This is a genomic window from Pseudomonas sp. AC229 (assembly GCF_979254655.1).
This window is the reverse complement of record NZ_CEEDHK010000003.1, coordinates 327,385-349,502: the sequence shown is the minus strand read 5'-3', so window position 1 is coordinate 349,502 and position 22,118 is coordinate 327,385. Positions and strand designations below refer to the sequence as shown.

Annotated in this window: 19 protein-coding genes; 10 read left to right on the top strand and 9 right to left on the bottom strand. The window is 60.5% G+C overall.

What is annotated here, in order from left to right; all coding sequences use genetic code 11:
• Nucleotides 1-172: 172 nt before the first annotated feature.
• From AC0IW7_RS06350 to AC0IW7_RS06335, 4 genes are all read left to right on the top strand, one after another.
• A complete protein-coding gene (locus AC0IW7_RS06350; protein WP_471816499.1) occupies nucleotides 173-1,450 on the top strand; it encodes an OmpP1/FadL family transporter in 1,278 nt (425 codons plus the stop codon).
• 371 nt (nucleotides 1,451-1,821) lie between these two features.
• On the top strand, nucleotides 1,822-2,901 hold the full coding sequence (locus AC0IW7_RS06345) for a patatin-like phospholipase family protein (RefSeq protein ID WP_471816497.1): 1,080 nt from the start codon (nucleotides 1,822-1,824) through the stop codon (nucleotides 2,899-2,901).
• 41 nt (nucleotides 2,902-2,942) lie between these two features.
• A complete protein-coding gene (locus tag AC0IW7_RS06340; protein ID WP_471816495.1) occupies nucleotides 2,943-3,770 on the top strand; it encodes a hypothetical protein in 828 nt (275 codons plus the stop codon).
• A complete protein-coding gene (locus AC0IW7_RS06335; RefSeq protein ID WP_471816493.1) occupies nucleotides 3,724-4,080 on the top strand; it encodes a YfeK family protein in 357 nt (118 codons plus the stop codon). The genes AC0IW7_RS06340 and AC0IW7_RS06335 overlap by 47 nt, the downstream gene beginning before the upstream one ends.
• 124 nt (nucleotides 4,081-4,204) lie before the next feature.
• On the opposite strand, the gene hmpA is transcribed toward AC0IW7_RS06335, so the two are convergent.
• Nucleotides 4,205-5,383: an NO-inducible flavohemoprotein gene (gene hmpA, locus AC0IW7_RS06330; protein WP_471816491.1), complete on the bottom strand. Its 1,179-nt coding sequence runs from the start codon at nucleotides 5,381-5,383 to the stop codon at nucleotides 4,205-4,207.
• Between the two features lie 144 nt (nucleotides 5,384-5,527).
• Between hmpA and norR the strand changes: the two genes are divergently transcribed.
• Together norR and queD are read left to right on the top strand one after the other, a co-directional pair.
• Complete coding sequence (norR, locus tag AC0IW7_RS06325) at nucleotides 5,528-7,084, top strand: nitric oxide reductase transcriptional regulator NorR (protein ID WP_471816489.1); 1,557 nt, start codon at nucleotides 5,528-5,530, stop codon at nucleotides 7,082-7,084.
• Between the two features lie 105 nt (nucleotides 7,085-7,189).
• On the top strand, nucleotides 7,190-7,546 hold the full coding sequence (gene queD / locus AC0IW7_RS06320; protein ID WP_122451187.1) for a 6-carboxytetrahydropterin synthase QueD: 357 nt from the start codon (nucleotides 7,190-7,192) through the stop codon (nucleotides 7,544-7,546).
• 81 nt (nucleotides 7,547-7,627) lie between these two features.
• On the opposite strand, the gene AC0IW7_RS06315 is transcribed toward queD, so the two are convergent.
• The 4 genes from AC0IW7_RS06315 to AC0IW7_RS06300 all read right to left on the bottom strand — a co-directional run bounded on the left by AC0IW7_RS06315 (nucleotide 7,628) and on the right by AC0IW7_RS06300 (nucleotide 12,903).
• Nucleotides 7,628-8,998 (bottom strand): DUF1329 domain-containing protein, encoded by a 1,371-nt coding sequence (locus AC0IW7_RS06315; RefSeq protein ID WP_471816487.1) that lies wholly within the window; start codon nucleotides 8,996-8,998, stop codon nucleotides 7,628-7,630.
• A gap of 28 nt (nucleotides 8,999-9,026) precedes the next feature.
• Complete coding sequence (locus AC0IW7_RS06310) at nucleotides 9,027-10,982, bottom strand: DUF1302 domain-containing protein (RefSeq protein WP_471816485.1); 1,956 nt, start codon at nucleotides 10,980-10,982, stop codon at nucleotides 9,027-9,029.
• A gap of 359 nt (nucleotides 10,983-11,341) precedes the next feature.
• Nucleotides 11,342-11,809, bottom strand: a complete 468-nt coding sequence (locus tag AC0IW7_RS06305) for a DUF3859 domain-containing protein (protein WP_122497125.1) — start codon at nucleotides 11,807-11,809, stop codon at nucleotides 11,342-11,344.
• A gap of 68 nt (nucleotides 11,810-11,877) precedes the next feature.
• Complete coding sequence (locus AC0IW7_RS06300; RefSeq protein WP_471816483.1) at nucleotides 11,878-12,903, bottom strand: amidohydrolase family protein; 1,026 nt, start codon at nucleotides 12,901-12,903, stop codon at nucleotides 11,878-11,880.
• A gap of 110 nt (nucleotides 12,904-13,013) precedes the next feature.
• Between AC0IW7_RS06300 and AC0IW7_RS06295 the strand changes: the two genes are divergently transcribed.
• The 4 genes from AC0IW7_RS06295 (at nucleotide 13,014) to AC0IW7_RS06280 (ending at nucleotide 16,636) form a co-directional block, all read left to right on the top strand.
• Nucleotides 13,014-13,418, top strand: coding sequence for an OsmC family protein (locus AC0IW7_RS06295; protein ID WP_471816481.1), 405 nt, complete (start codon nucleotides 13,014-13,016; stop codon nucleotides 13,416-13,418).
• Between the two features lie 6 nt (nucleotides 13,419-13,424).
• Complete coding sequence (locus tag AC0IW7_RS06290) at nucleotides 13,425-14,288, top strand: pirin family protein (RefSeq protein WP_471816479.1); 864 nt, start codon at nucleotides 13,425-13,427, stop codon at nucleotides 14,286-14,288.
• Between the two features lie 208 nt (nucleotides 14,289-14,496).
• Nucleotides 14,497-16,155, top strand: coding sequence for a nitrite/sulfite reductase (locus AC0IW7_RS06285; RefSeq protein WP_471816477.1), 1,659 nt, complete (start codon nucleotides 14,497-14,499; stop codon nucleotides 16,153-16,155).
• Entirely contained in the window at nucleotides 16,139-16,636 is a 498-nt protein-coding gene (locus AC0IW7_RS06280) for a DUF934 domain-containing protein (RefSeq protein WP_122451179.1), read from the top strand. The genes AC0IW7_RS06285 and AC0IW7_RS06280 overlap by 17 nt, the downstream gene beginning before the upstream one ends.
• Nucleotides 16,637-17,105: 469 nt before the next feature.
• On the opposite strand, the gene sucD is transcribed toward AC0IW7_RS06280, so the two are convergent.
• The 4 genes from sucD to odhB all read right to left on the bottom strand — a co-directional run bounded on the left by sucD (nucleotide 17,106) and on the right by odhB (nucleotide 22,060).
• Complete coding sequence (gene sucD / locus AC0IW7_RS06275) at nucleotides 17,106-17,993, bottom strand: succinate--CoA ligase subunit alpha (RefSeq protein WP_122451178.1); 888 nt, start codon at nucleotides 17,991-17,993, stop codon at nucleotides 17,106-17,108.
• Nucleotides 17,993-19,159 carry an ADP-forming succinate--CoA ligase subunit beta gene (gene sucC / locus AC0IW7_RS06270; protein ID WP_463541768.1) on the bottom strand — a complete coding sequence of 389 codons (1,167 nt, stop codon included), beginning with the start codon at nucleotides 19,157-19,159 and terminating at the stop codon, nucleotides 17,993-17,995. The genes sucD and sucC overlap by 1 nt, the downstream gene beginning before the upstream one ends.
• Before the next feature lie 163 nt (nucleotides 19,160-19,322).
• Nucleotides 19,323-20,759 (bottom strand): dihydrolipoyl dehydrogenase, encoded by a 1,437-nt coding sequence (gene lpdA / locus AC0IW7_RS06265; protein WP_471816474.1) that lies wholly within the window; start codon nucleotides 20,757-20,759, stop codon nucleotides 19,323-19,325.
• 65 nt (nucleotides 20,760-20,824) lie between these two features.
• Nucleotides 20,825-22,060 (bottom strand): 2-oxoglutarate dehydrogenase complex dihydrolipoyllysine-residue succinyltransferase, encoded by a 1,236-nt coding sequence (gene odhB / locus AC0IW7_RS06260; protein WP_463382329.1) that lies wholly within the window; start codon nucleotides 22,058-22,060, stop codon nucleotides 20,825-20,827.
• Between the last annotated feature and the right edge of the window lie 58 nt (nucleotides 22,061-22,118).

Genomic DNA, 22,118 nt, shown 5'->3' with positions numbered 1-22,118 from the left:
CAACTGGAACAAAACGGCAAAAGTACGCTCGTACAGGATTGCCGACGTTGCCATCACAATGCCCTTACTTGTAGGACAATTACGGGTAAATTTGGGATCTTGAGCGACTGGCCAGGAAATATGAATCCTGATAATTTCCGCCACCCGTACACAATTACAACAGGACTATTCCATGAAACACGCCTGGTTCAAGACCACCCTAGCCCTGACTATTTCTGCCGCTTCCAGCTACTCCCTGGCTGGCGGTTTTGCCCTTAACGAACAAAGTGTCAGCGGCATGGGTTCGTCCTTCGCCGGGCGCTCCTCCTCGGCTGAAGATGCGACCACCTTGTTCGGCAACCCTGCCGGCATGTCGCGCCTCAAGCGCCAGGAAGTCAGCGTTGGCGCGGCGGCCATCTCCGCCAAAACCGACATCAAGCACGCCAGCGGTTCCACTTCCGGCAGCAACGACGGCGACATGGTGCCGTTCACTGCCGTGCCCATGGGCTACTACGTGAACCCGGTGAATGAGCAATGGGCGTTTGGCGTCGGCGTGTACGCCCCGTTCGGCCTGATCACTGACTACGAAGGCGACTTCCAGGGCCGTAAGTTCGGCGACTACAGCGAAGTGAAAGTGGTCACCGTGCAGCCGACCGTAAGCTTCCGTGTGAACGACGAGTTGTCGGTGGGTTTCGGTCCGACCATCAACCGCATCAGCGGCAAGTTGGAGAGCGCGGTTTCCGGCGTCCCGGGCCTGGACCCTCGCGAGAGCAACGTGGAAGTCAAAGGTGACGACACGGCCATTGGTTACAACATCGGTGTGCTGTACGAATTCACGCCGCAAACCCGTGCCGGTGTCACCTATCACTCGAAAGTGAAATACAAGCTGGAAGGTGACACCAAAGTCACCGGCGACAACTTGGTACTCGGTGCGATTGGCGCCTATGGCAAATACGATGCCTCGCTCGACCTGACCACTCCAGAATCGGTTGACGCGTCGATCACCCACGAAATCGACAGTGCCTGGACGGTATATGCCGGCAGCACCTGGACTCGCTGGAGCCGCCTGAAAGAAATCGTTGTAGAAAACGATGGCGTCCCCGCCGGTCGTGCGTCCGCTTCGTTCTCCACCATCACCGAAGAACAGAACTGGCATGACACCTGGGGTTACGCCGTGGGCACCGCCTACAAGCTGAACCCAGAATGGACGTTGCGCGCCGGTCTGGCTTTCGATCAAAGCCCGACTAACAACGAAAACCGCTCGCCGCGCATTCCTACTGGCGACCGTACTGCTGTCAGCTTCGGTGTAGGTTGGAATCCGACTCAGGATCTGACTGTTGACCTGGCCTACTCCTACCTGTGGGAAGAAGACACCAAGGTTAACGACACCGACCCGGCGAAAGGCTCGTATCGCGCCACCTACGAAAACAGCGCCCACGGTTTCGGTACTCAGGTTTCGTACCGTTTCTGATTGTTGGTCGTAAGCCGCCGTCATCCTCGCGAGCACGGCGGTGCAACAACTCAGGATCCAGAGGCAAGTCAATTGATGCAAGCTGGACCCCGAATTGTCGGACTACCTCGTTCGCGAGGATGACGGTGCTCTCCCTCCAGCACCCGTCATCCTCGCGCACGCGGGGATCCAGAATTTCGCAGGCAAGTGCTTACCTCTGATCATTCGAGTTCCGAGTCGTCGAACCGCGGCTTTCGCGGGAATGACGCCGGCCGGGATCACCACGTGCTTTGTTACACCCCCACGTTTTACCCCCACATTCACACAACAAAACCTCCTTGGTCTTACCGCTCACCGCTCTATAATCGCGCCCTTGCGTGATGGAGGCCTACATGAGCGCGATCCAAATCAAGTCCCCCGCCCTGACCCTTAAAGCCGGCAGCAAAGCCTTGGCGCGAATTCGTGAGCGTGGCTTGGCGCCAGCTGACGTGGGCATTCTGCCGGGCGCCGCGGGCGGTCCGAAGGCGTTGGGCATTCAAGGGTTGGACCTGGCGCTGTTCGGCGACTGGCTGCCACGCGCACCGCGTCAACGCGCGCTGATCGGTGCTTCCATCGGCTCTTGGCGCTTCGCCAGTGCTTGTCTGCCTGACGCGGCGGCCGGCATTCAGCGCCTGGGCGAGCTGTATACCCAGCAGCGTTTCGCCAAGGGCGTGACCATGGCGCAAGTGACGCAGAGCTGCGTGCGCATGCTCGACGATTTGCTTGAAGGCCAGGACGATCACGTCCTCAATAATCCCCACTACAACCTCAACATCATGGTGGTTCGCAGCCTCGGCTTGCTCGCCCACGACCGCCGTGGCGCGTTGGGGTTGGGCTTGTCGTCGGTAATCGGCAACAACCTGCTCGGCCGCCCGCGCCTGTCGCGCCATTTCGAGCGGGTAATTTTGCACGACGCCCGCAACCAGCCGCCGCTGAGCGCCCTCAGCGACTTCCCCTCGCGCTTGCTGCACCTGGACGTGAACAACTTGCGCCACGCCCTGCTCGCCTCCGGCTCCATTCCCATGGTGATGGAAGGCGTGCGCGATATTCCCGGCGCCGGCGCGGGCACCTACCGCGACGGCGGCTTGCTCGATTACCACCTCGACCTGCCCTACAGCGGCGATGACGTGGTGCTGTATCCGCACTTCACCGACAAAGTCATTCCCGGCTGGTTCGACAAAGGCCTGCCGTGGCGCAAGGGCGATAACGTGCGCCTGCAGAACGTGCTGCTGCTGGCGCCCTCGCGCGAGTACCTGGCCAAACTGCCGTTCGGCAAACTGCCCGACCGCAAAGACTTCACCCGTTTCCTTGGTGACGACGCCGGGCGCGAACGCTACTGGCGCACCGCGATGGACGCGAGCCGGCGAATGGGCGATGAGTTCCTCGAACTGGTTGATGGCAACAAACTTGGCGAGCGCTTGCTGGCGCTGTAAAAACGCACAGGGAAACTTCCGAGCAATACCAAGGACCGGTCATGAAGCTTGCAGTTGCCATCATTCACGGCATTGGCACACAACCCGCGCAGTTCAATAGCGACGGTTATCACGTATTCGCTCAGGGCCTGATCAGTCAGCTGCGCTTGCACCTCGGCGATCAGGCGGACCAGGTGGCATTTCAGAGTCTGTACTGGGCCGACGTGCTGGATGACCGCGAATTTGCCTACCTGGAAAAGCTCAAAGCCGAGCCGGTGACCTGGCGCTGGCTGCGCCGTGCGGTCACGCTTTTTCTCGGCGATGCCAGCGGCTACCGCAAGGTCAGCGAGGCCTACGACACCACCTACCAACAAGTGCACCAAACGGTGCGTCAGGGCCTGCAAGCGCTGCGCGCCAAGGTGGATGCCGACACGCCGCTGGTGGTGCTGGCGCACTCGCTGGGCGGGCATATTTTTTCCAATTACGCCTGGGACCAACAGCAGCTGAACGCCACGCCCAGTTGCCCGCTGGACCCGTTCCTGGGCTTGGAAACCCTGGCCGGGCTGATCACCTTTGGCTGCAATATTCCGCTGTTCACCTTTGCCTATTACCCGGTGCTGCCGATTCGCTTTCCTGGCAATTGCCTGAGCCCGACCGTGCGCGAACGGGCGCGCTGGCTTAACCTTTATGCACCGGCGGATGCACTGGGCTATCCCTTGCGTCCGCTGCCAAACTACGCCGACGTGGTGTACGAAGACCGTGCCATGGCCGTAGGGCCCTGGTACAAACGGCACACCCCTTTGAGTCATATGGAGTATTGGAACGATGGTGGCTTTCACGCCTATGTGGCGGATTATCTGCATCAGCTGCTGCCTGCTTGCAGCGACTGAAACCCACGCCGCACTGAGCGCGCAGAGCCGTGGCGAAGTCGACAAATTGCTGGTTTTCGTCGAGAGCAGCGGCTGCAGTTTTATCCGCAACGGTAGCGCTTACGACGGCAAGGAAGCGCGCATGCACCTGCAGCAGAAGCTCGACTACCTGGAAAACAAAGGCCTGGTCGACAGCAGCGAAGACTTCATCAAACGCGCGGCTACCGGCAGCAGCATCAGCGGCAAGGCCTACAGCGTCGACTGCAACGGCCAGCAACAGCCGTCGGCCGATTGGTTGAATGGGGAATTGCAGCGGATTCGTAAGCCCTGACCCACTCAAAACCCTCTCCCCAGCCCTCTCCCGCAAGCGGGCAGAGGGAGCGGAACGTGGCGGCTAGCTAAAAAACTCCGTCGTTCCCGCGCAGGCGGGAACCCAGAATTTCGAGCCGAACGCATTACTCCAGCTTCCCAGCCGGCCCAAAGAACTCGTAATAACACTGCGCCGCCGGCACTCCCAAGCCACGCAAGCTGCGGTTTACGTGGGCCATAAACGGTTGCGGGCCGAGGAAGTAGGCGTCGAAGTCGCGGCTCTCGGGTAGCCACTGGGCCAAGCGCTCTTCGGTCAAAAATCCCGGTTGAATGTGCTGGTCTTCTTCACGCGGCTCGCTGTAGCAGTAGAAGCGTTTGAGCTGCGGATAGTCCTGCGCCTTTGTCTCCAGCCACGCCTGAAACCCATGCACCCCGCCATGCCGTGCGCAATGAATAAAGTAAATCTCGCGGCCACTGGGCAACGCCTGTTCCAACATGGCCAGCGCCGGGGTGATGCCGACACCGGCGGTAATCAGTGCCAGCGGCCTGTCCGAAGCCTGCAAGGTAAACGCGCCCGCCGGTGGAAACAGTTCTAGGCTATCGCCGACGTTCAGGCGGTCGTGCAGGTAACCCGACACGCGTCCGCCTGGCTCGCGCTTAACGCTGATGCGGTAGTCGCGCCCGTTCGAGGCAGCGGACAGCGAGTAATTGCGGCGCAGGTCATCGCCGTCGATTACCAGGCGCAAGCCGATGTACTGGCCCGGCACGAAGTCCATCAGCGCCCCGCCGTCAGCCGGCACAAAGTAGAAGGAAGTGATTTCTTCGCTCTCCGCTTCTTTACGCGCCAGGCGGAATTGCCGACCACCGCGCCAGCCGCCTTCAGCCTGCTCGCTGGCGCTGTACATGTTTTCTTCAATGCCCATGAGCAGGTTCGACAATTGCCCGTACGCGGCGGCCCAGGCATCGATCACCTCGTCGGTCGCCACTTGCGCGCCCAGCACTTCGCGAATGGCGTTGAGCAGGCACGTGCCGACGATGGGGTAATGCTCGGGAAGAATCTGCAGCGCCACGTGCTTGTTTACGATCTGCCCCACCAGCGGCCCCAGGGCTTCCAGGCGGTCGATAAACTTGGCGTACATCAGCACCGCATTGGCCAGCGCCCGGGCTTGCGCGCCGCTGGCTTGGTGGGTTTGGTTGAACAGCGGGCGCACCTGCGGATAGTCGCGCAGCATGGTGTCGTAGAAATGGGTGGTCAGCGCTTCGCCGCCAGATTCGAGCAGCGGCACGGTGGCTTTGATCAATACGGTTTGCGGGGCAGTGAGCATGAGTTCTTTCCTAGGCTGTGGTAGGGTTTTTCGCCAGCTGAACATTCCAGTTTTCGTGCCAGCTTTTTAGCCCTTAACTTTCAACGACTTATCTCGAATTGAAGTCGCTATGACACGAGTCCCTATGACTCAAAGAGGGTCATTATGACCGCCACTTCGCTGCTCAATGCCTTTCTTCCTTTGGTGGCCGACCTGTCACGCGAGCTGCCGGAGAGCGAGCGTTACCGCCGTTTGCTCGACGCCCTGCGCGACCTGTTGCCGTGCGACGCCACTGCGTTGTTGCGCCTGGAAGGCGAGCAACTGGTGCCCCTGGCCGTTCATGGTTTGAGCGCCGACACCCTGGGGCGGCGCTTCAAAGTGGCGGAGCACCCGCGTTTAAAAGCGCTGCTGGAAAACCGCGAGCCCACACACTTCGCCGCCGACAGCGATTTGCCCGACCCGTATGACGGCTTGGTCGAAGGCGTGCACGGCCATTTGGAGGTGCACGACTGCATGGGCTGCTCGCTCTACCTCGACGACCGTCCGTGGGGCGTATTGACGCTCGACGCGCTGGACGCCGCCTGCTTCAGCCCCGCCGACCTGAACACCTTGGCGGCCTTTTCCAGCTTGGCGGCGGCCACCGTAAAAGCCGGCGAGCGCATCAGCCATCTGGCCCGCGATGCCCACGACCAACACCAGCTCGCCGAGGTCTACAAGCAGGCGGCGGCCCAAGCGCAGACCAAGGAAATGATCGGCCAGAGCCCCGCCCACAAGCGCTTGCTGGAAGAGATCGCGGTGGTCGGTAACAGCGAACTGAGCGTGTTGATCAGTGGCGAAACCGGTGTCGGCAAAGAGCTGGTCGCCCAGGCGATTCACGTGCAGTCACCGCGCGCCAAGGCGCCGATGATCAGCCTCAACTGCGCTGCCTTGCCGGAAACCCTGGTGGAGAGCGAGCTGTTCGGCCACGTGCGCGGCGCGTTCTCCGGGGCGGTAAGCGAGCGGCGCGGCAAGTTCGAGCTGGCCGATGGCGGCACGTTGTTTCTCGACGAAGTGGGCGAACTGCCGTTGCCGGTGCAAGCCAAATTGCTGCGGGTGCTGCAGAGCGGGCAACTGCAACGCGTGGGGTCGGACAAAGAGCACCACGTGAATGTGCGGGTGCTGGCGGCAACCAATCGCGACCTGGCCGAAGAGGTGCGCGCCGGTCGTTTCCGCGCCGACCTCTATCACCGCCTGAGCGTGTACCCCCTGCGCGTGCCGCCGTTGCGCGAACGGGGCCGCGATGTGTTGCTGCTCGCCGGGTTTTTCCTCGAAGACAACCGTCCGCGCCTGGGCTTGCGCAGCCTGCGCCTGGCGGCTGATGCGCAGGCGGCCTTGCTGGCTTACGACTGGCCGGGCAATGTGCGCGAGCTGGAGCATCTGATCGGCCGCGCCTCGCTCAAAGCGCTGGCAGCGTGCCGCGAACGGCCGCGAATTCTCAGCCTCAACGCCGCCGACCTGGCCTTGCCCGACGCCCAGCCGGCTGCGCGGGGCCAGACCTTGGAAGTGCCAGCCGCTGAGGGCGCGGTGGGCGATTTACGCCAGCACCTCGACGACTATCAACGCCAACTGATCAGCGCATGCCTGACGCGTCATCAAGGAAGTTGGGCCGGTGCGGCGCGGGAGCTGGGCCTGGACCGCGCCAACCTCAACCGCCTGGCCAAGCGCCTGAACCTGAAGGCGTAAGGCACTTCCTGACCGGCGAGACAAGCTCGCTATGGGTAAAGCCCAGGCCGAACTGCTAGACTCGCCGGCTGTTTTTGCCGCCCTCCCTTCTCAGAGCGTTACGTCGTGGAACTGTTTAAAGAATTCATCTTCGAAGCCGCACACCGTCTGCCCCACGTGCCTGACGGGCACAAATGCGGGCGCCTGCACGGCCATTCTTTCCGCGTTGCCATTTACATCGAGGGCGACGTTGATCCGTACACCGGCTGGATCCGCGACTTCTCCGAAATCAAAGCGATCTTCAAGCCGCTGTATGAGCAGTTGGATCACAACTACCTCAACGACATTCCCGGCCTGGAAAACCCCACCAGCGAAGTGCTCAGCAAGTGGATCTGGCAACAGCTCAAACCCCTGCTGCCCGAGCTTTCGCGCGTGCGCATTCACGAAACCTGCACCAGCGGCTGCGAATACCGCGGCGATTGATCAGCAGCCTCAACAATCACCTGTAGGAGCGGCTTTAGCCGCGATGCTTTTAGATCAAGAGCATCGCGACTGAGGGTGCGGTTAGCGCGATGCCTTGCGGCGCAAAGCGGCGGGGCTGAAGTTGGCGTCGTCTGGCGAGGGCTTGCTGAAGTCGGCAGTGCCGGGCTCTTCGTTGTCGAGCCATTGCACGCTATAGCGCCGCGCTTGCAGGTCGTGGAAGGTGTCCAGCGCGGTCCATACGGTGGGCAGCTCGTAGAAGCTTTTCAGGTAGGCCATGGACACGCGCCACAACTCCCCTCGCCCGTCATATTGATCGACTACCGCCGCGCCCCAGCTGTCTTCGTCGAGGAACAGCGTGCGTTTGGAGTAGATGTGCCGCGCGCCCGCTTTCAACTTCCCTTCCACCACCCACACGCGGTGCAGTTCATAGCGCGTGTACTGCGGGTTGATATGGCCGGGCTTGAGCAGGTCGTCGTATTTCACGGCCGGGCTGGTGAGCAGGTAGTTGTTGTAGGGAATGTAGATTTCCTTTTTGCCGACCAGGGTCCAGTCGTAACGGTCTGGCGCACCGTTGTACATGTCGGTGTCGTCGGCGGTACGCAGGCCATCTGACGATTCAATCGGCGTGTCGTAGGCCAGCGTTGGCGCGCGGCGTACACGGCGCTGGCCGGGGTTGTAACCCCAGGCCTGGCGCGGTTCTTTGACCTGGTCGAGCATTTCCTGCACCAGTGCACCATTGCCGGCAAGGCGTGCCGGCGCGGTGGTGAAGGTCATGTAGTAGAACAAGGTGTTGTTCAGCTCGCTGTAGCTGCCCTTGGGGTTGTAGAAGCGAAACAGGGCTTCGTCTTGCGAGGTAACGAGCGAGTACTGGCCGTTGCGCTGCACGCCCGCCTCGGCCGAGCGACGAATCACATAGGTGCCGCGATAGCGCACGATGTGGTTCCACACCGCTTCGACACCACTCTGCGGAATGGGAAACGGCGTGCCGCCATAGGCGTCGGCGAAGCCGTTGCCACCGTCCAGCACTTTGGCGCTGGTGGCGTTGTTGAAGGTGTTGTCGTAGATCCACTGCGGCGCTGAGCCGGTGCGGTGCGTGGGGTACACCGGCATCTGGAAGGTTTCCGGGTAGGCGTTGAACAAGGCGATTTGCCCCGCCGTGAGGCTGCCTTTGTACTGTTCCAGATTGCCTTTGGTGATGGTAAACAGCGGCTTCTCGCCGGCAAACGGGTCGACGTGGTGCGCGCCCGGGCCTTTGTAGCCGGCCGGCGCCTGGGTCATGCCGCCCGTCCAGGCGGGAATGGTGCCGGCGGCATTGCCGGCTTTCTCCGCACCTAGCGGTGTGAGGGTGGTTTTCAGCGTGGCGGCTTGCTGTGCAGAAACGCCGGCCAGGCTATCGGTGGTGCCGACGGCCAGCAGAATGGCGGCGAGCAGCAGTGAATTTTTGTTCAACATGCACGGTTCTCCAGAATTCTGTCAGGCATCAAAACGAGTACTTGGCGCTTAACGACACGTTGTCACGGTCGCGCATCGAGTTGTTGCGGCCGGCGCCGTAATACTCGGTGTATTGCAACCCGACTTCGAACGCGTTCAGGTAGGTGGCGTCCATGCCCAGGGTGTACGCCTTGCGCCCTTCGATAAAGTTGCCGGTGCGGTCGGAGTTGCCTTGGAAGTCGTCCTGGTACACCACGTACGGCGCCAACTTCACGCCGGCGTAGACGTCGTTCCAACTGCCGGAGAGCAGCAAGGTGTAGCCGTAACTGTCGCGGGTGATTTGGTCGGAGTCGCCGTTTTCGGGGTCGACGTAGGCTTTGTCGGTGGTGCTGGCGAATTTGCGCGTGGTGCCGTCGTAGGCGCGGTATTTCAGGCTGCTGCCACGGATGTGTTGCGAGGCGACTTCGGCCACGCCCATGACCGAGTCGAAGCTCACCATGGGGCCGAAGTTGTAAATGGTGGAAAGCGAGATGTTGTAGGTTTCGGCGCGCTGGTAGTTTTCGAAGAGTTGGGAGCGGCACAGTTGTTTGCCTGCAACCGCTGCGCACGCCTCGCCGCCAGCTATCGCGCTGTCTACCAATGGCGAACCGTTAACCCCCTGGATGAGCAGGTCACCTAGCAAGTCGTCGGTCGCGGCAATGCTGATGGGAGCGTTGGGTCGATACGCCAGTTCGCCGGAGAACGATGCATCTCCCAGCGTAGTGTTGAAGCTGAAGCCGTACATGCGGATGTCTTCGACATAGTCCCGCCGCGCCTGTGCATTCCCAGCCATATCAAAGGTAGCCAGTGCGCCCGCGAACTCAGGCGCAAGGCCGAAGCTGCCGAGTGCACCGCCTAAGGTATTGAGATCGACGCCCTCGAATCCCGAAAGATCTATCGCAATCTGCGGTTCTTTGGCGTGATAGTTGACGAAGTAGAAGCCGAATTCAGTGGAGTTGAGCTGTTCGGCCACGTACCTGAACGACACACCAAACTGACCGCTGTCATCGGCTTCAATGTCCTTGCCGATGTTGGCAACCTTGAACACGGTGGTCTGTTCATTCAGATAGGAGTTAGGACCAAAAGCCCCCGCACCTAATCCGCCTACCCCAAGAAACGAGGTGTACAGCGGCATCAGTGGCGCCAGGTCCGCGTTGTCCGTATACGCCGTATTCCCCCCCTCCGCGAACAGGTCCGTATCACCAAAATACGTGCCCGCCGGGTCCAGCTGGGTTTCTTTCCATTTCCACTGATAAAACGCTTCCATGGACAAATCGTCGGTCAGCCCGACGTTGAAGCTGAAGGCTTCCATCGGCACCAATACTTCCTTCAGTTCGGAGCCCGGCAGGTGGAATTTGGCCGCGTCGACCGGGTTGATGGTGTTCACCCCGCCGCGATAGAACACGCCCTCGCCCCAGCTCAGCACTTGGCGGCCGACTTTGGCGGCGAGGGGTTTGTCGTAGATGTCCCAGTTGCCGTAGAGATAAGCGTCGAGAATCTGCGCTTTGCGTCCGGCGTTGTGGCGGGTGTCTTCGGTGAATTCGTTGTCGTTGGGGAAGTTCTGGCTGGGGCGCTCGACACCGCCGGTGGTGTCGTAATAGTCGTTGCGCTTGTCCATGATCTGCGTGTCGTAGAACGCCGTGCCGCGCACAAACGCGCCGTAGTTCTGGTATTTGACCGAGAGGTCGGAGGTGGCTTTGTACACTTCGGAAACCAGGCCGGTGTCGAAGTTGCGGTTGCCGTCGTCGGCGTTGATGTCGGTGACGTTGCCCTTGTCGCGGCCTTGCACGCGCCACATTGAGCCGTATGAAAGGGTGGTGTCCAACGAGCCAGTTACTTCGTTGTCGGCAAAGCTGAACTCAGCGCCCTGCGCGGCCCCCGCCACCAGCAATGGCAGTAACGCCATCGTTGCCCCCGCCCGCCATGGGCGCCCCTTTCCGTTGGAACCGCACACACGTGTGTTCATCGACAACGCTCCCTATACGCCAAGATTATTTGGGCAGCGCTAACGGCCACCCTGTTTTTTATTCATCTCTCGGCTGCTGAAGGTCGGCGCGCACGCAACTGCGACCTGCAACAGAAACTCCATCGTCCCTTGAGGCGTCACCGTGACCGGTGCGCACGTTTCGAGTTGGTACGATAGTGCAGGCAAAGTAACAAAGTGTTGCCTCGCTGCCAACCGGTGGGAAGAAATTAGCTGGTTGTGGGGAATGCGTACGGAATTTCGAGGGCTTTACGCGGGCGGCAAGCCTGGATCCCCGCCTGCGCGGGGATGACGGTGTGTTTGGTGAGTATGGCGGCTCGGGCTCGGTGGAGCGGGGAAATTTACTGCACGGTGAAGCGCTTTTCGGCCAGCAGGCGGTCGCCCTGGAAGACCATGAAATGCCAGTCGCCTTTTACCAATTCGTTGTATTCGCTGAACTCGAATGCCATTACGTCTTGCGGGGCGCCGACCACCAGCTTCTGCTCGACCACCAGTTTGTCGTGGCGACCATCGGCGGATTGGATGCCGGGGGTGAGGTACAGCAGGGTCAGCGGCGTGTCGTCGATTTTCTTGTTCGCCAGGGTGTAGCGAATACCGAATTTGGTCCCGAGCTTGGCGGGAATCACATCCGTCGGCTGAATCGCTTGTTTGCTGCGGGTCAGCACGCGCTCGCCCGGTTGCAGGTCGGTGGCGGTGGTTTCGAAAATGCCGAACTCAACCGGGCCTTCGACCCGCACTTCGGCCTGGGCCAACTGGCTGACTGCACACAGCAGCAACGCCGCCAACGAACTCTTACGGATGACTTGCATGTCGCGCTCCTTAGTTGTGGATCGCGCGAGCTTATGACCATGCAATGACAGACTGATGACAGTGCCGGTTACGGCGCCGGCTGTTTCAAGTTCCGCGGCAACACGGCCAGGAAGTTGTCGCGCGCCACTTTCTGCGCGACATCGGCCGGCAGCGCGTCGAGAAACGGATCGAAGCCGCGCAGCTCTTTGCCCACGTTGTCGAACTTGCCCACCACATCGGAGCCGAGCATAAAGCGCTCGGGGTAGCGCTTAACCAGCGCCAACCAATCGGCATCCGGCTTGCCCTGCTCGTCCAGCAAATACGGGTGCAGAACGCTCCACGACAGGTCGATATACAAATTCGGGTACGCCTCGAGCATGCGTTGCAGCGTCGGCAGCACGAACTCCAGCTTGGTCTGATGGCGATGCAGCTCCATGCTCGTACCGGCGTGCGCCCAGATGAACCGCGTGTGCGGATGGTTACGCAGCGGCTCTTCGATTTCGGCCAGGTAGAGCGGATTTTTCTCGCGCTTGGAGGTGATGTTGCTGTGCAGCAACACGGGTAAATCATGCTCGGCGGCCAGGTGATACACGCGCGCCATGGCTTCGTTGTTGGCCCTTGGCGTGTCGCCGGAAGTGATGGCTGTCAGGTCATCGTGACGGGTGAACACCTCGCCGATGCCTTGCCAGAAACCGGGGTACAACTTGAGCATCCGCGCGATATGGGCGTCGGCGTTTTTGTCCACGGGGTTGAAGCCGGACAGAAACGGGTGGAAGCGCGCGCGCTGTTTGGGGCTGAGGTCGCCCAGCGCCGCGGCGACGTAGAAATCAGTGGCGCTGTACCAGTAGGCATCGGCGTCATCGCCGGCGTAGTAACGCGGGCGCTTGGGTTCGTCTTCGTGCCATTTCTTGGCCAGCGGAATGCCGGCGATCATCACGTGGTCAACGCGGTTGGCGTCCATCTGCTTTAGCAGCGCCGGCATGCCCTCGGTTTCCTGAAAGAAATCGACGTAGTGCAAGTGGGCGTCGGTGTAGTGGTAGTCGCGGGCGTGGCTGGGGCTGGCCAGCAGCAGCGTGAGGATGAATGTGGCAATAAACGTGGGGTGACTGGACAACGCTTCGCTCCCTGAAAGTGCGTGACAAGCATAGACCCCGCGTCGGGCTTGCAGGTTCAAGCGGCGCCAAGCACGATGTTCTACCACGCCCTTCGACGCCGAGATGTGCCATGACCATAACCATCACCAGCCAGTCCGCCACCAGCTATCGCCACGACATTCAGATCGCCGAACTGGCGCCGTTGGCGACGGACATGCCGACCGAACTGGGCGGCGAAAGCTCGGCGCCAGACCCGCACGATTACTTCGACACTGCGCTCGGCGCCTGCAAAGCCCTGACCGTCACGCAATATGCCCGCGCCCGTGGTATGCCGCTAACCGGCATTAAGGTGGCCATCAGCCGCGACGCCAGCAAAGAGCGCGAAGGCCACTACACCCTCGCGGTGAGCTTGACGCTGGAAGGCGAGCTCAGCGATGAGCAGCGCGCCAAGTTGCTGGCTATCGCCGACAAATGCCCGGTGCACAAGCTGATGACCAGCACCGAGATTCACGTCGACACCCAACTCGCTGAGTAATCGTTTATGGCCGCTCCCCTGGTAATTCGCCCACGCCCGGAAGATGTTGAAGGCCAGCCGATTTTGCGGCCGCTGCCCTCCGCACAGTGCCGCAGCGTCGGGCCGTTTGTGTTCTTCGACCACATCGTCAGCAACCACTACGCGCCGGGCACCGGCATGAATGTGCGTCAGCATCCGCACATCGGCCTGTCGACGCTGAGCTATTTGTTTGAAGGCGCCCTGCTGCACAAAGACAGCATCGGCTCGGATCAGCGCGTGGAGGCTGGCGATGTCAGCTATATGACGGCCGGCAACGGCGTCGCCCATGTCGAGCGCACACCGGCCGAGTTATGGGAAACCGGTTCACAGTTGCACGGGTTGCAGCTGTGGCTTGCCCTGCCGCAGCATCTGGAACAAGGCACACCGAGCTACAGCCATCACGGCGTTGCCGAGTTACCCGAGAGCGAAGCGCTGGGGGTGAAGATTCGGCTGGTTGCCGGAGAAGGCTTCTGCCTCAAGTCGCCCGTGCCGGTGCCCACGCCTACCCTGCTCGCCGACATTTATATGAGCACCGGCTCGGCGCAATTTATTGCCGCCGAACATGAGCAGCGCGCGCTGTACCTGATCAGCGGCGAAGCGCGCCTGGAAGACGAACCTCTGGCGGCGCGCAGCATGGTGGTATTGCCGGCCGGTGAAACCTACACGCTGTTCGCCGAGAGCGACTGCCAGATCATCATGGTCGGCGGCAGCCCGTTGGACGGCCCAAGGCGCATGAACTGGAATTTCGTCGCCAGCGACTCGGCATTGATCGACCGCGCCCGGGCGAAATGGGCCGCCGGCGATTGGCCGACGGTGCCCGGCGAAACCGAAAGAATCGAGCTGCCGCGATAGGGGTTTTCTCCCATCAGACAGGAGCCTTTCGATGGGGCATGTAGGGCTGCGCCTTATAGCGCGCGGCTCTTAGCACCATAAGTTTCGTTCTTATACTAAAACATCACTTTTGCGCATAAACCTGAACTGGTATCTTCCCCCGGCTCCGCAAGGAGTGCGCGGCCGTGCGCGCTGATTTGGCAGTAAGTAGCCTGAAAACAGGACCCGTATGTACGTCTACGACAGTTACGATCAAGACATCATCGAGAGCCGCGTCAAGCAGTTCCGTGATCAGACCCGCCGTTATCTGGCTGGCGAACTTTCTGGCGAAGAATTTCGCCCGTTGCGCTTGCAGAATGGTCTTTATATCCAGCGTTTTGCGCCGATGCTTCGCGTGGCCGTGCCCTATGGCCTGCTGTCGTCGGCACAGGTACGCATGATGGCCAAGATCGCCCGCGACTACGACAAGGGCTACGCGCACATCAGTACCCGCCAGAACGTGCAGTTCAACTGGCCGGAACTGGAGGACGTACCGGAAATTCTCGCCGAACTGGCCACCGTGCAAATGCACGCGGTACAGACCAGCGGCAACTGCATCCGCAACACCACGACTGACCAGTTCGCCGGCGTGGCGAAAGACGAAATCGTCGATCCGCGCCCGTGGTGCGAAATCATTCGTCAGTGGTCCACCTTCCACCCCGAGTTCTCGCACCTGCCGCGCAAGTTCAAGATTGCCGTTAACGGCGCCGTGAGCGACCGTGCGGCCATCGAAGTGCATGACATCGGCCTGGAAGCGGTGAAAAACGCAGCCGGCGAGTTGGGCTTCCGCGTATCGGTCGGTGGCGGCTTGGGCCGTACACCAATCGTCGGCAGCTTCATCAACGAGTTCCTGCCGTGGCAGCACCTGATCAGTTACCTCGACGCCATTTTGCGTGTGTACAACCGCTATGGCCGCCGCGATAACAAGTACAAGGCGCGCATCAAAATCCTGGTGAAAGCGCTGACGCCGGACGTATTCGCCGAACGCGTCAACGCCGAATGGGCGCATTTGAAAGATGGCCCTACCACCCTGACTGAAGCTGAGGTGGCACGTGTTGCCGCCCACTTCGTCGACCCAGCCTACAAAGCTCTGGAAGACCAGACCGACGCCCTCGCCGCCCTGCGCGCCGAGCACCCCGGCTTTGATCGTTGGGCCAGCCGCAACGTGTTCGCCCACAAGAAGCCGGGCTACGTCGCCGTCACCCTGTCGCTGAAGCCCACCGGCGTTGCCCCTGGCGACGTGACCGACAAGCAGCTCGACGTTATCGCCGAACTGGCCGATCGCTACAGCTTTGGCGAAGTGCGCAACAGCCATAACCAGAACATCATTCTGGCCGACGTCGAGCAGAGCCAGCTGTTCACCTTGTGGGGCGAATTGCGTGAAAACGGCTTCGCCACACCAAACGTGGGCTTGCTGACCGACATCATCTGCTGCCCGGGCGGCGACTTCTGCTCGCTGGCGAACGCCAAGTCGATTCCAATTGCCGAAGCCATCCAGCGTCGTTTCGACGACCTGGACTACCTGTTCGACATCGGCAATATCGACCTGAACATTTCCGGCTGCATGAACGCCTGCGGCCACCACCACGTCGGCCACATCGGCATTCTGGGCGTGGACAAGAAGGGCCAGGAGTTCTACCAGGTATCGCTCGGCGGCAGCTCGGGTCGCGACGCAAGCCTGGCGCAGATTCTCGGCCCATCGTTCGCCGAAAAAGACATGGCCGACGTGGTCAGCAAAATCATCGACGTGTACGTGGAAACCCGTCACGAAGAAGAAAGCTTCCTCGACACCTTCCGCCGTGTCGGCATTGACCCGTTCAAGGAGCGCGTATATGCAGCGAATCATTAAGAACGGTCAGTTGGTCGACGAAACCTGGCACCTGCTGCCCAAGGACGCGACGCTGGAAGGCGTGTCCAACTGCGACGACCTGATCGTACCGCTGGGCCTGTATGTGGAACACAGCAGCGCCCTGAAAGCCCGCGACGGCGGCTTGGGCGTATGGCTGGAAGCCGGTGAAGAAATTGAAGAGATCGCCGATCAACTGGACAACTTCCAGGTCATCGCCCTGAACTTCCCCGCCTTCACCGACGGCCGCCACTCCTCCACCGCCTACATGCTGCGCACCCGCTACGGCTACAAAGGCGAAATCCGCGCCATTGGCGATGTGCTCCGCGACCAGCTCTGGGCCCTGCACCGCTGCGGCTTCGACGCCTTCGCCCTGCGCGAAGACAAAGACCCGGACGACGCGCTTAAAGCCTTCAGCGAATTCAACGAGGTTTACCAAGCGTCCGCTGACCAACCCCTGCCCCTCTTTCGAAGAAGGGCATAAACGAAAAAGCCCGCAGATGCGGGCTTTTTTGTGGGCGGGGCTTTAGCCGCGATGTTCTTGGAGATCAAAAGCATCGCGGCTGATCGGAATGCCGCCCAGCCGCTCCCACAGGATCCCACACGTTCTTCAAACAGGCGCCACGGTCGAGATCTCCGGGGCTAAGGTCAGGAAAGGCGCGGTCGTCCGGGAAAGCGCAGCGTACTGCAGTACGTGAGCATTTACCGGGCGAGCGCAACGCAGCATGGCCGACGACCCGGAGATCGCAGCGCTTGCTCTTTAAACAGGCGCCACGGTTGAGATCTCCGGGGCTAAGGTCAGGCAAGGCGCGGACGCTCCTGAAAGCGCAGCGTACATTTAGTACGTGAGCATTTCAGGAGCGACCGCAACGCCGCATGGCCGACGACCCGGAGATCGTGGGGGCAAAAAAAAGACCACCCCGAGGGGTGGCCTTTTAATTGCCCAAACGCAATTAAGCGTTTTTGGCGGTCCAGCCGGTCAGCTCGGCTAGCGCCTTGCCAATGTCAGCCAGCGAACGCACGGTTTTGACACCCGCGTCCTGCAGCGCTGCGAATTTCTCGTCAGCGGTGCCTTTACCACCAGAGATGATGGCGCCTGCGTGGCCCATGCGCTTGCCTGGAGGGGCAGTCACACCAGCGATGTAGGAAACCACTGGCTTGGTCACGTGAGCTTTGATGTAAGCAGCGGCTTCTTCTTCAGCCGAACCACCGATTTCGCCGATCATTACGATGGCTTCGGTTTTCGGGTCTTCCTGGAACAGCTTCAGGATGTCGATGAAGTTGGAGCCTGGGATCGGGTCACCGCCGATGCCGACGCAGGTGGACTGACCGAAACCGGCGTCAGTGGTCTGCTTAACAGCTTCGTAGGTCAGGGTGCCGGAACGCGAAACGATGCCGACTTTGCCTGGCAGGTGAATGTGACCGGGCATGATGCCGATCTTGCATTCGCCCGGAGTGATCACGCCTGGGCAGTTAGGGCCGATCAGGCGTACGCCCAATTCGTCGCACTTGACCTTGGCTTCCAGCATGTCGATGGTCGCGATGCCTTCGGTGATGCACACGATCAGCTTGATGCCACCGAAAGCGGCTTCCAGGATCGAGTCTTTGCAGAAAGGAGCCGGAACGTAGATCACGCTGGCGGTAGCGCCAGTTTTCTCTACAGCTTCTTTCACGGTGTTGAACACTGGCAGGCCCAGGTGAGTGGTGCCGCCTTTGCCCGGAGTCACGCCGCCAACCATTTGGGTGCCGTAGGCAATGGCTTGTTCGGAGTGGAAAGTACCCTGCGAGCCGGTGAAGCCCTGGCAGATAACTTTGGTGTCTTTATTGATCAGGACGCTCATTACTTGCCCTCCGCAGCTTTGACGACTTGCTGAGCAGCGTCGGTCAGGCTGGTTGCCGCGATGATGTTCAGGCCGCTCTCTGCCAGTACCTTGGCGCCCAGTTCAGCGTTGTTGCCTTCAAGGCGCACAACCACCGGGATTTTCACGCCAACTTCTTTCACTGCGCCAATGATGCCTTCGGCAATCATGTCGCAACGAACGATGCCGCCGAAGATGTTCACCAGAACAGCTGCAACGTTGGTGTCGGACAGAATGATTTTGAACGCTTCGGTAACGCGTTCTTTGGTAGCGCCGCCGCCTACGTCGAGGAAGTTGGCTGGCTTGCCGCCGTGCAGGTTGACGATGTCCATGGTACCCATGGCCAGGCCAGCACCGTTGACCATGCAGCCAATGTTGCCTTCCAGGGCTACGTAGTTCAGTTCGAACTTCGCAGCGTGGGCTTCACGTGGGTCATCTTGCGACGGGTCATGCATGGCGCGCAGTTTTGGCTGGCGGTACATGGCGTTGCTGTCGATGTTGATCTTGGCGTCGAGGCAGTGCAGGTTGCCGTCAGCTTTGATAACCAGCGGGTTCACTTCCAGCAGTGCCAGGTCGTAGTCCTGGAACAGTTTGGCCAGGCCAACGAAGATGTGGGTGAACTGCTTGATCTGGTCGCCTTGCAGGCCCAGTTGGAAAGCCAGGTCGCGACCTTGGTAAGGCTGAGCGCCAACCAATGGATCGATAGTGGCTTTGAGGATCTTCTCAGGGGTGTCGTGAGCGATCTTCTCGATGTCCACGCCGCCTTCAGTGGAGGCCATGAACACGATGCGACGGCTGGAGCGGTCAACGACTGCGCCCAGATACAGCTCTTTGGCGATATCGGTGCAGGACTCAACCAGAATCTGGTTGACCGGCTGGCCGTTGGCGTCGGTCTGGTACGTCACCAGACGCTTGCCCAGCCACTGAGCGGCGAAGGCCTTGGCCTCGTCCTTGCTCTTGACCAGTTTCACACCACCGGCTTTACCGCGACCACCTGCGTGGACCTGGGCTTTGACAACCCACTCGGTGCCACCAATTTTGTCGCAGGCCTCAGCGGCCGCTTCCGGGGTGTTTACTGCAAAGCCTTTGGATACGGGCAGGCCGTACTCAGCAAACAGTTGCTTACCCTGATACTCGTGAAGATTCATGCTTGTCTACCGTCTTCGTTAGGTATTGCGCATTCGACGCTGCGTGATAGTTGCCGCGCCACCTGTGACCGTTTTCTAGAAACAGTCCGCCTGGGCATTCCGCGGTGCGTCTTCGAAGTGAAGACACACGACGGGCCGCCCGGCGTGGTTCTTGTTGTCGCTATTAACGCTTTTTGCGGTTGGCGATGTGGATGGCGCCGCCATTCACTGCCAAGGCCGCTTCGTGCAGCGCTTCGGACATGGTTGGGTGCGAGAACACCATCATGCCGAGGTCTTCGGCACTGGTGCCAAATTCCATACCGATAGCGCCTTGTTGCACCAGCTCGGCAGCAGCCGGGCCGATTACGTGAACGCCCAGAACGCGGTCAGTCTTGGCATCGGCGATGACTTTGACGAAACCGGCGGTGTCGTTGGCAGCCATGGCGCGGCCGCTGGCAGCGAACGGGAAGGTGCCGACGTTGATGGCAACGCCTTCAGCCTTGAGCGCCTGCTCGGTTTTGCCAACCCATGCGATTTCCGGGTGGGTGTAGATAACCGATGGCACCAGGTCGTAGTTCATTTGCGCTTTGTGGCCGGCGATACGCTCGGCAACCATCACGCCCTCTTCCGAGGCTTTGTGCGCGAGCATCGCGCCACGTACCACGTCACCAATGGCGTAAACGCCTGGAACGCTGGTGGTGCAGTGGTCGTCAACGAAGATATAACCGCGCTCGTCGAGGTCGACGCCGCTGTCCGCTGCCAGCAACTCGGTGGTTACCGGGCGACGGCCTACAGCCACGATCAGCTTGTCGAATACCTGCTCCTGCTCGCCTTCGGCGTCAGTGTAGGTAACGGTGACTTGCTTCTTCTTCACTTCCGAACCGGTTACGCGAGCGCCCAGTTTGATTTTCAGACCCTGCTTGGTGAGGATCTTCAGCGCTTCCTTGGCAATGGCTTCGTCAGCCGCTGGCAGGAACTTGTCGAGTGCTTCGAGCACGGTCACTTCGGCACCCAGACGGGCCCATACCGAACCCAGCTCCAGACCGATAACGCCAGCGCCAATCACGCCGAGGGTTTTCGGTACGGCTTGGAAATCCAGAGCGCCGGTGGAGTCGACGATAACGTCCTGATCAACCGGAGCTGGCGGGATGTCTACCGGACGCGAGCCAGAGGCCAGAATCACGTTGTCGGCTTCGTAGACAACCGCTTTGCCGTCAAGGCCGGTCACTTCAACCTGCTTGTTCGCCAGCAGCTTGCCGTGGCCTTCGAGCAGGGTGACACCGTTGGCCTTGAACAGGGTGGCAACGCCGCCAGTCAGGTTTTTAACGATGGTGTCTTTGCGCGCAACCATGGCCGGCACGTCGATAGAGACGTTCTTGGCGCTGATGCCGTGCACAGCGAAGCCTTCGTGGGCTTCGTGGAATTTGTAGGAGCTGTCGAGCAACGCCTTGGATGGAATGCAACCGACGTTCAGGCAGGTACCGCCCAAGGCAATTTTGCCTTCCTTACCCTGATATTTCTCGACACAGGCAGTTTTCAAACCCAGTTGAGCGGCCTTGATAGCGGCTACATAGCCTCCTGGGCCAGCACCGATCACTACCACGTCAAATTTTTGCGTCATAACTCATTCCTTTTCGGATGAAACCGGACAGCCCCTTTTGGGGGCCGCCGTGATCAGAGAACGGATTAGATATCCAGCAACAGGCGCGCCGGATCCTCCAGCAGGTTCTTGATCGTTACCAAGAAGCTCACGGCCTCCTTGCCATCGATCAGACGGTGGTCGTAAGACAACGCCAAGTACATCATTGGACGGATGACAACCTGACCATTGATTGCCATGGGGCGCTGAATGATGTTGTGCATGCCAAGAATGGCAGCCTGCGGCGGGTTGACGATCGGGGTCGACATCATCGAACCGAAGGTGCCGCCGTTAGTGATGGTGAAGGTGCCGCCAGTCATCTCGTCGATGGACAGCTTGCCCTCTTTAGCCTTCTTGCCGAAGGTGGCGATGCCGTTTTCGACTTCTGCCAGGCTCATCAGTTCGGCGTTACGCAGAACCGGAACCACCAGGCCACGGTCGCTGGATACGGCAACGCCGATGTCCTGGTAGCCGTGGTACACGATGTCGGTGCCGTCGATCGACGCGTTCACCGCCGGGAAGCGCTTGAGGGCTTCAACCGAGGCTTTGACGAAGAACGACATGAAGCCCAGGCGCACGCCGTTGTGGGTCTTCTCGAACAGGTCTTTGTATTTGCTGCGCAGGGCCATCACTTCAGTCATGTCGACTTCGTTGAAGGTGGTCAGCATGGCCATGGTCGACTGAGCTTCAACCAGACGCTCGGCCACCTTGGCGCGCAGGCGGGTCATCGGAACGCGTTTTTCCACGCGGTCGCCAGCAGCGAAAACCGGAGCGGCAGCAGCCGGTGCGGCAGCAGCTTTGGCCGGTGCAGCCGGAGCGTTTTTCTTCGCTTCGATGGCAGCAACAACGTCTTCTTTGGTGACGCGACCGCCTTTACCACTGGCCGCGATGCTGTTGACGTCGATGCCGTTTTCTTCAGCCAGCTTGCGCGCAGCTGGAGCGAGGATCAGGTCTTCGGACTTGGCAGCCGGGGCAGCAGCCGGAGCGGCAGCAGCGCTGGCTGCAGGAGCCGGTGCCGCGGCGGCTGGGGCGGCAGCAGCGCCGGCGCCATCACCGAGTTTGCCCAGCAGTTCGCCGCTGAGAACGGTGTCGCCTTCATTCTTGACGATTTCAGCCAGAACGCCGTCGGCCTCAGCCAGCACTTCCATGACCACTTTGTCGGTTTCGATGTCGACGATCAGGTCGTCGCGCTTGACGGCGTCGCCCGGCTTCTTGTGCCAGGTAGCAACGGTGCCGTCAGCAACCGATTCCGGAAATTGCGGGGCTTTGATATCGATAGCCATTGTGTACGGTTCCTTAAATTCGGGTTCTTCAGCGAACGGGCTGCAGGATCGCTGCAGC

Excerpts from the sequence above, each read along its gene's own strand:
- AC0IW7_RS06350 (WP_471816499.1), top strand. The coding sequence starts at position 173 with ATGAAACACGCCTGGTTCAAGACCACCCTAGCCCTGACTATTTCTGCC.
- AC0IW7_RS06345 (WP_471816497.1), top strand. The coding sequence starts at position 1,822 with ATGAGCGCGATCCAAATCAAGTCCCCCGCCCTGACCCTTAAAGCCGGC.
- AC0IW7_RS06340 (WP_471816495.1), top strand. The coding sequence starts at position 2,943 with ATGAAGCTTGCAGTTGCCATCATTCACGGCATTGGCACACAACCCGCG.
- AC0IW7_RS06335 (WP_471816493.1), top strand. The coding sequence starts at position 3,724 with ATGTGGCGGATTATCTGCATCAGCTGCTGCCTGCTTGCAGCGACTGAA.
- hmpA (WP_471816491.1), bottom strand. The coding sequence starts at position 5,383 with ATGCTCACTGCCCCGCAAACCGTATTGATCAAAGCCACCGTGCCGCTG.
- norR (WP_471816489.1), top strand. The coding sequence starts at position 5,528 with ATGACCGCCACTTCGCTGCTCAATGCCTTTCTTCCTTTGGTGGCCGAC.
- AC0IW7_RS06315 (WP_471816487.1), bottom strand. The coding sequence starts at position 8,998 with ATGTTGAACAAAAATTCACTGCTGCTCGCCGCCATTCTGCTGGCCGTC.
- AC0IW7_RS06310 (WP_471816485.1), bottom strand. The coding sequence starts at position 10,982 with ATGAACACACGTGTGTGCGGTTCCAACGGAAAGGGGCGCCCATGGCGG.
- AC0IW7_RS06305 (WP_122497125.1), bottom strand. The coding sequence starts at position 11,809 with ATGCAAGTCATCCGTAAGAGTTCGTTGGCGGCGTTGCTGCTGTGTGCA.
- AC0IW7_RS06295 (WP_471816481.1), top strand. The coding sequence starts at position 13,014 with ATGACCATAACCATCACCAGCCAGTCCGCCACCAGCTATCGCCACGAC.
- AC0IW7_RS06290 (WP_471816479.1), top strand. The coding sequence starts at position 13,425 with ATGGCCGCTCCCCTGGTAATTCGCCCACGCCCGGAAGATGTTGAAGGC.
- AC0IW7_RS06285 (WP_471816477.1), top strand. The coding sequence starts at position 14,497 with ATGTACGTCTACGACAGTTACGATCAAGACATCATCGAGAGCCGCGTC.
- AC0IW7_RS06280 (WP_122451179.1), top strand. The coding sequence starts at position 16,139 with ATGCAGCGAATCATTAAGAACGGTCAGTTGGTCGACGAAACCTGGCAC.
- sucD (WP_122451178.1), bottom strand. The coding sequence starts at position 17,993 with ATGAGCGTCCTGATCAATAAAGACACCAAAGTTATCTGCCAGGGCTTC.
- sucC (WP_463541768.1), bottom strand. The coding sequence starts at position 19,159 with ATGAATCTTCACGAGTATCAGGGTAAGCAACTGTTTGCTGAGTACGGC.
- lpdA (WP_471816474.1), bottom strand. The coding sequence starts at position 20,759 with ATGACGCAAAAATTTGACGTGGTAGTGATCGGTGCTGGCCCAGGAGGC.
- odhB (WP_463382329.1), bottom strand. The coding sequence starts at position 22,060 with ATGGCTATCGATATCAAAGCCCCGCAATTTCCGGAATCGGTTGCTGAC.